Origin of the sequence: Shewanella sp. UCD-KL12 (assembly GCF_001957125.1) — a bacterium.
Classification (GTDB): domain Bacteria; phylum Pseudomonadota; class Gammaproteobacteria; order Enterobacterales; family Shewanellaceae; genus Shewanella.
Genome location: NZ_MPHJ01000001.1, coordinates 379,227 through 391,519 on the forward strand (window position 1 = coordinate 379,227; position 12,293 = coordinate 391,519).

The window sequence follows — 12,293 nt, forward strand, 5'->3', positions numbered from 1 at the left end:
AAGGAACTAGAGTCTAGTCCCTCTCTGGTTTTAATGTACTTCACCATATTGATAATCAAACTTTGGCATACCCCAATGATATTTTATGGCTAGCATTCGCAAGCCAAAGCCAAATGGTAAGCAGATAGCCAAGTTAACCCATTCGCTGATCCCGTAGGATTTTAAGCCAACATAAATTGCAGCTGTGAGTAGGGCGACCAAGGCATAGAGCTCTTTCTTGAAAACGAGCGGTACCTGATTACACAAAATATCACGTATCACACCGCCAAAAACGCCTGTGATGACTCCCATGACTATTGCAACAACTGGGCTAAACCCTAACAGCAAGGTTTTTTGCGCGCCAACAATAGAAAATACGGCTAAACCTAGTGCATCAATGGCTAAGAATAGCTTAGATAAGTAGCGCATAACGGGAGCAATAACTACGGTAAGCAGTGAGGCAAATGCGATGGCTAACAGGTAGTGAACATTTTCAACCCAAATTAGTGGGTAATTACCTAGCATCATATCGCGCAAGGTGCCGCCGCCAATCGCTGTGGCACAACCGATAATCACAACGCCAAACAGATCCATCTGCTTTTTCCCTGCTGAAAGTGCTCCAGTCATTGCTTCGGCAATGATACCTATGAGCCAGAGTAAACTGATAAATTGAACTTCCTGCATCTTACGCACGCCGACAAATAAAAGGACAGAGATTTTGCCTGATAAATTATAAATTGCACAATGATAAAATTTGTTTTTATTCATTATTAAATCTAATGATTTAATGGTGCTCTTATTGGTTAACTGGTTGATTTTGTGTGTGTTGATTTTTTGTTATTCTTGGCCTGTTAATTTTACAGGTGGATTTATTGATGTTTGTTGGTGTGTTTGCGGTGAGTTTGAATGTAATCATAGTTAACGCTTGGCCAAAGTTCGTGCTTTATGACTTAAATTTAATATGCATAAATCAGCTTTATGAGATGAGGAAACGCTGGTACTAGCCATATTCTAAGAGTAATATTTGTGGCTTGTAATCATAAGCAGGGGCTCAGATGATCGATTTTCGAAGTGATACAGTAACCAAGCCGACTGATGCTATGCGCAAGGCAATTGCATCGGCCGAGGTGGGTGATGATGTTTATGGTGATGATCCAACAGTTAACCGTTTAGAAGATATGGCAGCTGAGATGTATGGGTTCGATGCTGCGATTTTTACCTCTTCCGGTACTCAGGCAAACTTACTTGCCTTGATGGCGCATTGTGAACGTGGTGATGAGTATATTTGTGGCCAACAAGCGCATAACTATAAATTTGAGGGCGGGGGCGCGGCCGTTCTTGGCAGTATTCAGCCTCAGCCGCTTGCTAATCAAGCTGATGGCACTATTTTACTGAGCGATATCAAAGCTGCAATCAAGCCTGACGATGTCCACTTTGCTCATACAAAACTACTGAGCTTGGAGAACACCATAGGTGGTCAGGTAATACCTCAAGCATATCTTGCACAGGCCCAAACTTTAGCCTTTGATAATAAGTTGAAAATTCACCTTGATGGCGCCCGGGTTGCGAATGCGGCCGTTGCACAAAATATTGCCATCAGTGATATCACCCAATATTTCGATTCAGTGTCTATCTGTTTATCAAAAGGCCTTTGTGCTCCAGTCGGTTCCTTGCTCTTAGGTGATGAGCGTTTGCTTACTAAAGCAAGGCGTTGGCGTAAAGTGCTTGGTGGCGGTATGCGTCAGGCTGGGATTTTGGCTGCAGCGGCCGAGTTAGCCATTACTGAGCAGGTTGAACGTTTATCTGATGATCATGATAATGCCAGCTATCTGGCCTCTCAGTTAAAAGCCTTTGATGAATTCGAGGTCGATTTTGCGTTAGTACAGACCAATATGGTGTTTGCTAAAGTTGAGCAAGGTGTAGATATAAGACGTATTGCAGCAGAGCTTAAGTCTTCGGGAATGCTTATCAGCCCTGGAAGCACGTTACGCTTGGTCACCCATGCAGATATTAGTCGAGAAGACATCGATGTATTTATCTCGAAGTTGAAAAGCCTATTGAGATAATCTTTGTGTTCGCTTTATCCATAAAAAAGTCTGCTTATGCAGACTTTTTTATGTGATGAATATTTCTAGCGATAAACTTATACCAATCAGCATAAGAAAGTGATCGACTCAGCGTATTTTTGGACAGCGAAGAAGTAGGCGGCCAAAAAACTGAAAGGTGAGTTTTAGCGCTTCATTAGTGCGCATGCCCGCCATGACCACCGCTTATTTGTCGGCCATCACTGGTATAAAACCCTGAACTACCATGTTGAATAAAACCTTGGGTGATCATCTTAGCGATAAATGGGTCAGATTCGCTGTCGCCCACATCGGCAAAGTCGATATCTTGGTAACCAGAGATCAAGTTCGTAAAGTCAGCTGATGAGACAGGGCTTATCTCAATAAGTTGATATGTTAGCTTGTGCTCGTTTTCACCTATGGTCAGTTTAAACGGTAAATTAAGCGATGTAGCCCACTCTAAGTCGATCTTCTGTCTCTTTTCATCTCCGCTGAAGGTTTGTAGTGTCATACATTTATGCTGGACACTACCAGTTTGATTGAGCTTTGACTGAACATGAGGTGAAACAAGATGAAATATCTGCTCAAGGTCATAATTGATATTGAGAGAGAGCAGATCGCCTGGGCGGTAACTTACCGAGCGTTTATCCATTGGGAAGTATCGAACGTATTCACCATTTCTGTTCCAGGCTTCGAAGCTTTGCGGTGAACTTTTGTAGACAACAGAATCTTGGTATCGGATGAGCTGTAGCTGATGTTTAGCTTGCTGTGGCCCATTGGTTTGCGATACCTCATAAACTGCATTGAGTTGGTCTGGCTGTACATGATTACATGCTGACTCAAGGTTCGCAGGTAAATGACTGCTTTGAGGCTCTTGCTCAGAACTTGCATAAGCAGGTGCTGGTTGAGCAGAAGTTGAGTGAGCCGATACGGTTTGTACAAAACAGATGATTAAGGCGGCGCTAAGCAAAGAATACTTCATAAAAACTCCAGTGCTTGAATCAATACTTGAATCAAAAAAGTTTGGCCGCCTTAGTTAGGCTAGACGGCCAGATGAAAGAATTTACATAAGAACTTACATAAGAACTAATATAAGAGCTTAAGCAAAAGCTGAGACAAGAACCTATTCAAGTACTGATTTAAGTGTATGTAAAAGCACTTATAAAAGAACCTGTAATAAGTCATTGTGCTCAGTGCTTATAAAGCCGCATCAGCTTTGACAACAAGATTCGCGGCATGGTTGATGACATGGAAAATGTGGTTCTGTTCTACGGTACCTTGCACTAAATGAGCGCCTGGACCACTTGCAAAAATCCCTACATCTTCACCTGCATGTGTCTCTGACTCTAAAGGCACTAAGGCTTCTTGATGAAAACCAGCGCTCTGAGTATCGACATAGTTAAGATCAAACCTGCCAGTTGCCACAGGATAGCCATAGCGCTCATCTCCACCAGTCTCAAGTGCAGCGTAGCCGCGACCATTGGTATAACCAACGGTGGTATATGGCAGACCGTTAGCATCGGTTGAGTTCGTTACTGCAGATATTCCACTTGAATCATTGCCTTTAACAAGGCCTAGAATAGGGTTGCCGCGTGTTGGGTAGCCTGCAATGGTAAACACATGGCTATGATCGGCAGTGACCATGAGCAAAGTGTCTTTCGTTGAGGTTTTCTCCATAGCAACGCGCACAGCTTCAGAAAGTGCAATTGTGTCATGTAGTGCTCTAGCGGCGTTACCTGCATGGTGTGCATGGTCGATGCGGCCAGCTTCGATGATAAGTACAAAGCCTTTATCATTCTTCTTAAGAATGTCGATTGATTTGGCTGTCATCTCTGCAAGTGATGGCTCACCTTCTGCGCCAGTTGTTACACGGTCATAGTCATACTCCATATGGGATGAGTTAAATAGACCTAATGCATGATCTGTGGTGGCAGGGTCTAAAGCCAAGAAGCTATCTCTGTCGGCCACATAGGCAGAGTTTTCATATTTTGTAGTCCACTCTGCGGTTAAATCACGACCATCAAGGCGTTTACCGCTTTTCCCCTCTGGGTCAGTCATTGTTGTCGGAATGAAGGCGCGTCGTCCGCCGCCCATAACCACATTAATACCTGCGCCATAGCTGTAATCTAACAGCTGCGCCGCGATATCTTTACATCCATTGGTTACTGCTTCTGCGGTCAAATCTGCATCACTTTCCCAGTTACGCTCAGGGCTGTGGGCATATGCTGCAGCTGGTGTTGCGTGAGTCACGCGGGCTGTTGAAATCACCCCTGTGGACATGCCGGCCATTGAAGCAAGCTCAACCGAGGTCATTAAGTCCTGTCCAGAGGTTGAAGCACAGTTTCCACGGGTGACACTTTCCGATTGTGAAAGCACACCAACATCAGTTTTAACCCCAGTTACCATAGCGGTCATGGTGCCTGCTGAGTCAGGAGTTTGGCCATCGACATTGTAGGTTTTTGCTAGGCCAAGATGAGGTAAAGTTTCAAATGACAGTGAGTTTTCCTCACCGGTTTTACCTTTAAGTTGTCCATCTAAGATACGAGCCGCTGTGACAGTGGAAACTCCCATGCCATCACCGACAAACAAAATGATATTCTTTGCCGCGCCGGCATCATTCTTAACCGAGATATCAGCCGCTTCAGTGACGCGGCGTTGGCCGTCGATAAACCACTCATTGACTGCTGTCCAGTCTTGACCATCGCTGCCGTTATTACCGTCGTTGCCATTGTTACCGTCACTGCCATTAGTGCCGTTATTACCATCGCTTCCACAGGCGCTCAGACCTAAAATTGCTGCCATAGACAGTACTAGTAATTTCTTATTCATAATTTGCTCCAATGAGTACTGTTTAATTAGTATTTAGTGCCGCCAAGCGATTGTGCTTGGTTGATAATATGGAAAATGACATTTTGCTCGATCACCCCTTGGGCCAAGTGAGAGCCTGGGCCTGTAGCGTGTAGGGTGATATCTTCACCTGCGTGGGTTTCGCTGCTTAATGGCACTAATGCTTGCTGCATGAAGTCTTTTTGCTTAGTGTCGACAGAGGTTAAATCATCTCGTTGACCAATAACGGCGCCAGGACCATTGGTATAGCCTAACGTGGTGTATGGCTTGCCATCATTTGCAACCGCGAGATCGCCACCCACATTATGAACTAAGCCTAAGATAGGGTTACCACGCTCTGGGTAGCCAGCAATGGTGAATACATGGCTGTGATCAGCGGTAACCATGATGAGTGTTTCATCTGGATTAGTGTTATCAAATGCGGCTTTTACTGCGTTTGATAACTCAACCGTATCGACAAGCGCGCGGTGGGCATTACCAGCATGGTGGGCGTGATCGATACGACCAGCTTCAACAATAAGTAAGTAGCCTTGCTCGTTCTTGTTAAGTATCTCGATAGACTTGGTGGTCATATCTGTCAGAGATGGCTCACCGGCTGTATCATCTAAGCGGTCAGCTTCATACTCCATATGCGAAGAGTTGAATAGGCCAAGCAGGTGATCAGTGCTGCTGGCATCGATGGCATCAAAACCTGCCTTATCCCAAACATAAGCAGAGTTGCTGAAATTCTCAGTCCAGGCTTGGGTCAAATCAACACCATCTGCGCGGCGACCAGATTTGTTTTCGCCATCAGTCACTGAATCTGGGATAAAGTTACGACGACCGCCACCAAGTGCAACACTCAAGGCATTATCTTCATCACGCATAACCAGCTGATAGGCGATATCTTTACATTCATTGGTTAGCGCTTCTGCAGGTAAATTACTGTCAGCTTCCCAGTTACGTTCAGGGCTAGCGGCATAGGTCGCAGCAGGCGTTGCATGTGTAATGCGCGCTGTACTGACTACACCAGTAGATAAGCCCTTGGCATTAGCAAGGTCAACTAAGGTCACTAGCTCATTACCTTTTGATGAAAGGCAGTTTGCACGAAGGCTTGCATCAGAGACTGACAAAACACCCGCTTTAGACTTAACGCCTGTCGCCATCGCCGTCATGGTGCCTGCTGAATCTGGTGTTTGCTGGTTGGTGTTATAGGTTTTGACTAAAGCTGTATTGGGAAATTGCTCGAAGCTGAGGAAGTTTTCTTCACCACCTTGATTACCCGGTAACTGTTGCCCTTGGTAAATTCGGGCAGCGGTTAGTGTTGAAACTCCCATACCATCACCGACAAACAAAATGACGTTCTTTGCTTGGCTCTTTTTAGTTTGTTGGGTTTTATCGCTGACAAGTTGAGCACTTGTTTTAAACCATTGACTGCCAGTTTGTGTAGCAGGTAAAGCTGCAGCATTGGCTGCCATAGTCACTAAGCTGCATGACACGAGTGCAGCTATATTCTTCATATTAATCACTATCATCACCCTTATTTTATTGAAGTCTGTTGGGATTACATTTTTAGACGCGATGATTGTCGGTGATCTGTATGACGGAAATGGGTAGGAATTGTGTAGCTTTTGTGACTTGCTTGCATCTTTGCAACAAGTGAGCGTTGAAGCATGCTTGGATTACTGGTTTCTCGAGGTGAATAGTATTTTGGGTTAATAGTGTTTGAATGACCCCACAACGTTATTTGGGTGATGTTTGTGCAGGCTTGGGCCTTTATGGTGCGCAATACTATGAGAGGGGAGTTTTAACTTACTGTTTTTATATTGTTTATCTATTTGGTCTGACTCTTGCTACTACTTTGGAGGTATCTGTTTGTCGAGCTAAACCCAACTCGCCATTAAATATGATGTCTACTATTAGCCAAAGACTTGTTAGAGGATGTGCATACAATGAAATATTACAGTCGAAGATTTATTAAGCCTGAACATTTAAATCCTGCCAATGCGCTGTTTGGTGGGCAACTGTTAAGCTGGATTGATGAGGAAGCGGCAATTTTTGCCGGGTGCCAGATGAACAGTCAGAGCATAGTGACTAAAATTATCTCCGAAATTAATTTTAGAACGCCAGCTAGACAAGGCGATGTGATTGAGTTCGGGCTTGAGTTAGTCAGTGCAGGTTCTAGTTCAATCACAGTTCGCTGTATGGTGAGAAATAAAGTAAGCCACCTCCCTGTTGTCTGTATCGATAAAATGGTCTTTGTAAATGTTAATGAGCAAGGCTTACCAACACCTCATAAGATCAGGGCAAACGCAGCATAAACTGGATAGGGGCAGGTACTAAGCACCTAACTAAGACTGTCGATGATAGAGGCTGGAGAGATCTAGCTTCTGTTCTCTGTGTTTTTCATTGATATTTCATTGATAGAGTATGGTAGGCTTTCACCATATGAATATCATCTTCTGCCGAGCTGTGGCAGGGATTGTTACCTAGCAGCACCGTGAGCCTTACCTCGCTATTATGAAAGTATCATCACTGTTAAACATAAGCCGCTTGAATCAATTAAGCCGAGAGTCTATCGGTCTAGTGTGTTGTTGTATTATGGCATCGGCTTTTCTCATCTTCCCGCAAACAGCAATCTCTTTGGTTGCAGGGGTGACCAGTTATGCCATCCATGAATTTGGGTTGGCTTTCATTATTATTCCCTCTGTGTTTGTGGTCCTTGCTTTCGCCATTGCGCTAAGTCCGTGGGGGAGAATCACCTTAGGGAAAGATAAAGCACCTGAATTTAGCTTTATTAGTTGGGTGTCTATGTTATTCGCAGCAGGAATGGGCTCAGGACTCATTTTTTGGGGAGTCGCTGAGCCAATAGCGCATTATGCCAACCCGCCAGCATTTATACCCCTTGATGAAGTGGGTAAAGACACGGCACTTGCACTGACTTACTTTCATTGGGGTCTACATGCTTGGAGTCTGTATGCGGTATCTGGGTTGGTCATGGCTTGGTTTGCATTTAATCGCTCCAGAGCAATGACTGTGTCGGCCAGTTTTACTGAAACACCTAGATCAAATGGTTATCAATTGTTTGATCTTCTCGCTGTGATTGCTGTGATATTCGGGGTGGCAGGCACGCTGGCCAACACAATTGCCTTAGTGCAAAGTGGCCTGGAGCAAAGCTTGGGCTTTGATATTGGTGGCTTAAGCTTTCGCTTGGGTCTGCTTTTAGCGATTACTTTCGCGTTTACCATTTCATCGACATTAGGCTTAGATAAGGGGATCAGGCGAATGAGTCTGTTTAACCTGCTTTTTGTTATTGTAATGCTGGTGGCTGTGCTGACTTTAGTCGACCCGTTAGCTGTTGTTATGACGATTTTTACATCCAGTGTCAGTTACCTGCAACTTCTGCCAGAGCTCTCATGGTCAATCGATGATAGCTCTCGAGGTTGGAGTGAAGGCTGGAGTATCATCTATTTTGTCTGGTGGATTGCCTGGGCACCTTTTGTTGGCCCATTTATCGCTCGAATTAGCCGTGGACGAACCATTCGTCAATATCTGCTCTGTACTGTATTGGTGCCAACGGCAACGACTATCGTCTGGTTTAGCGTCTTTGGTGGCAGCGTATTTGAGATGAGCATCTTACCGGACGTGGTACAGGCAACGAGTAGTGATTTCACTTTAGGCTTGTTTACCTTCTTTGAGCATTTAGCTATAGGTAAAATTCTGATCTATAGCGCCATCTTGCTATTAATCACGTTCGTTATCACCAGTGCTGATTCGGCTATCTTTGTAACCAGTATGATGACGGGGAGCCAAGCAATAAAGTCTAAACTGATGTGGAGTCTCGTATTGGTGGCGATCACCGCAGCCTTAGTACTTAAAAATAATATCGATTTGAATAAACAGATAGCCATTTTTGGCGCACTGCCTTTTACGCTTATTTTACTCGCTCAGGCAGGGATCATGATTAAAGAGCTGATAAAACATAAAGAGTAGGGCACAAGGCTGAGTTTGCCTTCAGCCCTAAAGCGGTTTATGTGGCAACCCACTCAATAGACTCGGCATTTTGTGCCATTTTTCGAATTGAGTCGTAATCGCTATCTTGTGTTACGGCAAAGTGGGAGATATTAACTTTCTCTAGGATATGTCTGCCCATAGGATCGTTATGCATCCTAGTCAAAATAGTTCTGAGCTCGGCACGTAGCTCTTCTGGCACCTGCTTTGAGATCATAAAGGGTGGGAAGCCGCTAGGGCCTAAGGTCTCAATTACACGTAGCTGAGCGGCGAGTTGAGGATTGTGCATGAGCTCTAATTCCAGTACCCAGCTATCAATTGCCGAAGCATCGATCTGCTTATCTACAATCATCTGTATTGAATTTTGGTGAGCGCCTGACTCTATCACTTTACCAAAGTAGCTGCAGTCCTTGCCCATGTTGGCTAAATAATCACGAACCACATAAGCCCCTGAGTGAGATTTTGGCTCATTGTAAGACCAGCGCTTACCTTCAAGGTCGGCAAAGCTGAAGAGCTTACTATCTTTATGCACCACAACATCAGAATAATAGACCGGCGTATTATTGTAGCGACTCGCTTTTAACAAAGGAGTCGCGAGCAACTCTACTTGTGGAGCGGGTTTATCGACTTTCCACACATAGGGGAGCCCACAGATCCAACATATCTGTATATCGCCGCTATCAAATGCGCTTTCTCTATCTTGCCAGGGGATACCTAGGCAAGGGTCTATTGATTTATCTAATTTTAGCGATAAATATTGAGCCAAAGCGTCTACAAAGCCATCGGCATTGGGCGCCATGCATGAGGTTAGTTTTAATCTGTTCATTTATCGCTTAGATCGAATGGGAAAGGGCAGGTAACTTGAGGTTTTTACCTAAGGTTAATCCTTGGTTTCATCTTCACTGTTAAGGTCTTCTTTGACAGAATTAACAGCATCGCGTGATGCATGACCGATGGCTTTGGTGGTGTCTCTCGTTGCATGGCCTATTTCAGTGGTGACATCTTTCGTTGTGTGGCCTATGGTCTTACCCATATCTTTTAGCTCAGCGCAGCCACTAAGTGTGATAAACAGTGTTAATACAAAAAATGCTACTTTCATTACAGAGTCTCAAGGTGAATGATATGCGGTATTTTATCTTTTTAACTACAGAATACCAATCGCTATATAAAGTAGAGAAAGGCCTCGATAATCGAGGCCTTGATGAAGCTTTATACTGATTACTATGAGTTAGTGCAGCTTCAGGTGAGGGTGAATGATACGGCTGATCCCCTTCGCACACATCAGTAGCGTGCCTCTAAAGACACCGTGTAATTCAATCAGATGTCGACGGTATAGCGAAGTGTAAACGAAGCGAGCAATTTTCCCCTCAACTAATACACCGCCACCCATAAATGACATTAAGTTGCCCACGGTATGAAACTTTGAAAGGTTTACTAGCGAGCCTAAATCTTTATAGACATACTCATTTTTTGGAGATTTATCCTCAAGCATCAAGATGATATTATCTGCTGTCATCAATGCCATCTGTCGCGCAGACTGACCGCGTGGTGGCACCCAGCTACCATCTTCTTGAGGGCAAGCTGCACAATCACCGATAGCAAAAATATGTGGATCGCGAGTCGATTGCATATTTTGTTTAACCATCACCTGATTGATGTGGTTACTCTCTAAGCCGCCAATCTCATTTAGGAAGTCAGGGGCTTTAACCCCTGTAGACCAGATAACCATATCTGATGGGATTAATTCACCCTCAGTAGTGTGTAAGCCTTTAGTGGTGACTTCACTAATGCGGGTCGATGTACGGACATTGACGCCGATAGAGATAAGCTCTTTAGCCACAGATGTCGATATCTCAATTTTATCCACTTTAGGTAAAATGCGTTCGTCGGCTTCAACTAAGGTGACCTCTAGTAAACTCGAGTCAATCTTATAACCAAACCCTCGAAGTTGATCGACAGCGTGATGCATCTCTGCAGACATCTCGACACCAGTCGCCCCAGCACCTACAACGGCAATTTTGATCTTTTCATCAAGTTGGTGATGACTGGCATAACGCATAAATTTATTTAGCAGCATGCTACGAATTTCCATCGCTTGCTCTGTGCTGTCTAGAAATACGCAATGTTCACGAACGCCAGGTATTTTAAAGTCATTGGCGATACTACCGATAGCGATAACGGCATAGTCATAGTCGATGCGTCTTGCAGGCAAGAGCTCTTCACCCTCTTCATCTGTGATAGGGGCAAGTATTATCTGTTTGTTCTCTCTGTCTATTTCCGTCATTGCACCTTGCTGAAAGTGGTAGCCGTGGTTAGCGGCATGGCCACGATAGCTTAAGGCATCTATGCCTATATCGAGCGCCCCAGTGGCCACTTCGTGTAAGAGAGGTTTCCAGACATGACTTTCTGCACAGTCGACAAGTGTGACCCTAGCTTTTCCTTTTTTACCAAGCTTACGACCTAATTTAGTCGCTATCTCCATACCGCCTGCGCCGCCACCTATGATGACAATATTTACCATTTCGTGCATGAGTACATGCTCCTATATTATTAAAAAATTAATATGTTTAGCAGGCTTGGCTGTTGAATTAGAGTTTTTTTAGGCCAACCTAATGATTAACACCCTGACCAGAGGCATTAACCGTTATCGGTATAATTATAGTTATAAAAATTAGAACTGGTTTTCGAATAAAAATTGTATCAGTGGTGTGCTAAAACGGCAATGAGAGGTCAAAAGTGATGGGAGTTGGGTGAATTTGCTTGATTGTATTTGTTTGTTTTTGAAATGTAAGTGTTTTATTTTTTTTGGATTGTATTTTTTAGGAGTGTTTTTTAGTTTTTAGTTATTGGGTTTTGTGATCTAGGCAACAGAGAGTGTTGTAAAAATGTGAACTGCCTCACCGGGAAGCAGTTCAATTATCTTGTTGAGATACTCAGCAAGGCTGATGAGCGCTGTTAGCGTTAGAGTTTAGCTATCTTTGCATCGTAATCAGCAATCAAGTGCTGCATGATCTCTTGCACTGAGGTGTCTTTGGTTGAATCATCCATAAATATCTTAAAGGTTACCAATACATGGCCATCGTTCTTAATTCGGGTGTTATTCATGGCGAAGTAGGCACTTTCAGCCTCAGCCTCACGTACTACAAAGCCATCCTGTTCGAAGATGCGGTGGCCTGAGCGACCGTGCCATTTTGTGATGCGGCTTAATCCAATTTCGCAAGATTGATTAAACTCAATATGATTTTCCCAAGTAGTTGGGTGTGCAGGATCTTTTACGTGTGGGCATCGAACGGTGTAGTTGTATACATGAGAGATTGCTGTCATAGATTACCTACTTGTTTGCGAATACTAATGCCATCATAGACATTGCTTTTCTAATTGGTCAACTTTTATTCGTGATTACTGATATATATT

General features: G+C 44.0%; 11 protein-coding genes. 3 read left to right on the plus strand and 8 right to left on the minus strand.

Annotated features, from left to right (window positions below; translation table 11 throughout):
• Window positions 1-30 precede the first annotated feature (30 nt).
• Complete coding sequence (locus tag BM736_RS01735) at window positions 31-663, minus strand: trimeric intracellular cation channel family protein (RefSeq protein ID WP_076409804.1); 633 nt, start codon at window positions 661-663, stop codon at window positions 31-33.
• Between the two features lie 371 nt (window positions 664-1,034).
• Between BM736_RS01735 and ltaE the strand changes: the two genes are divergently transcribed.
• Window positions 1,035-2,045: a low-specificity L-threonine aldolase gene (gene ltaE / locus BM736_RS01740; RefSeq protein WP_076407917.1), complete on the plus strand. Its 1,011-nt coding sequence runs from the start codon at window positions 1,035-1,037 to the stop codon at window positions 2,043-2,045.
• A 175-nt stretch (window positions 2,046-2,220) separates the two neighbouring features.
• On the opposite strand, the gene BM736_RS01745 is transcribed toward ltaE, so the two are convergent.
• The 3 genes from BM736_RS01745 to BM736_RS01755 all read right to left on the minus strand — a co-directional run bounded on the left by BM736_RS01745 (window position 2,221) and on the right by BM736_RS01755 (window position 6,403).
• Complete coding sequence (locus BM736_RS01745; RefSeq protein WP_076407920.1) at window positions 2,221-3,024, minus strand: hypothetical protein; 804 nt, start codon at window positions 3,022-3,024, stop codon at window positions 2,221-2,223.
• 215 nt (window positions 3,025-3,239) lie between these two features.
• Window positions 3,240-4,871 carry an alkaline phosphatase gene (locus BM736_RS01750; RefSeq protein ID WP_076407922.1) on the minus strand — a complete coding sequence of 544 codons (1,632 nt, stop codon included), beginning with the start codon at window positions 4,869-4,871 and terminating at the stop codon, window positions 3,240-3,242.
• A gap of 26 nt (window positions 4,872-4,897) precedes the next feature.
• The gene (locus tag BM736_RS01755; protein WP_076407924.1) at window positions 4,898-6,403 is read right to left on the minus strand and encodes an alkaline phosphatase; all 1,506 of its coding nucleotides are present in this window, start codon (window positions 6,401-6,403) and stop codon (window positions 4,898-4,900) included.
• 417 nt (window positions 6,404-6,820) lie between these two features.
• Here BM736_RS01755 and BM736_RS01760 point away from each other — a divergent pair, with 417 nt between their 5' ends.
• Together BM736_RS01760 and BM736_RS01765 are read left to right on the plus strand one after the other, a co-directional pair.
• Window positions 6,821-7,189 (plus strand): acyl-CoA thioesterase, encoded by a 369-nt coding sequence (locus tag BM736_RS01760; protein ID WP_076407926.1) that lies wholly within the window; start codon window positions 6,821-6,823, stop codon window positions 7,187-7,189.
• A gap of 199 nt (window positions 7,190-7,388) precedes the next feature.
• Complete coding sequence (locus BM736_RS01765; RefSeq protein ID WP_076407928.1) at window positions 7,389-8,861, plus strand: BCCT family transporter; 1,473 nt, start codon at window positions 7,389-7,391, stop codon at window positions 8,859-8,861.
• 37 nt (window positions 8,862-8,898) lie between these two features.
• Here BM736_RS01765 and BM736_RS01770 read toward each other — a convergent pair whose 3' ends face one another.
• From BM736_RS01770 to BM736_RS01785, 4 genes are all read right to left on the minus strand, one after another.
• The gene (locus BM736_RS01770) at window positions 8,899-9,705 is read right to left on the minus strand and encodes a phosphate/phosphite/phosphonate ABC transporter substrate-binding protein (RefSeq protein ID WP_076407930.1); all 807 of its coding nucleotides are present in this window, start codon (window positions 9,703-9,705) and stop codon (window positions 8,899-8,901) included.
• 54 nt (window positions 9,706-9,759) lie between these two features.
• Window positions 9,760-9,978, minus strand: coding sequence for a hypothetical protein (locus BM736_RS01775; protein WP_076407932.1), 219 nt, complete (start codon window positions 9,976-9,978; stop codon window positions 9,760-9,762).
• A gap of 129 nt (window positions 9,979-10,107) precedes the next feature.
• Window positions 10,108-11,409 carry an NAD(P)/FAD-dependent oxidoreductase gene (locus BM736_RS01780; protein ID WP_083699786.1) on the minus strand — a complete coding sequence of 434 codons (1,302 nt, stop codon included), beginning with the start codon at window positions 11,407-11,409 and terminating at the stop codon, window positions 10,108-10,110.
• A 431-nt stretch (window positions 11,410-11,840) separates the two neighbouring features.
• Window positions 11,841-12,203, minus strand: a complete 363-nt coding sequence (locus BM736_RS01785) for a cytoplasmic protein (RefSeq protein ID WP_076407934.1) — start codon at window positions 12,201-12,203, stop codon at window positions 11,841-11,843.
• Window positions 12,204-12,293 lie beyond the last annotated feature (90 nt).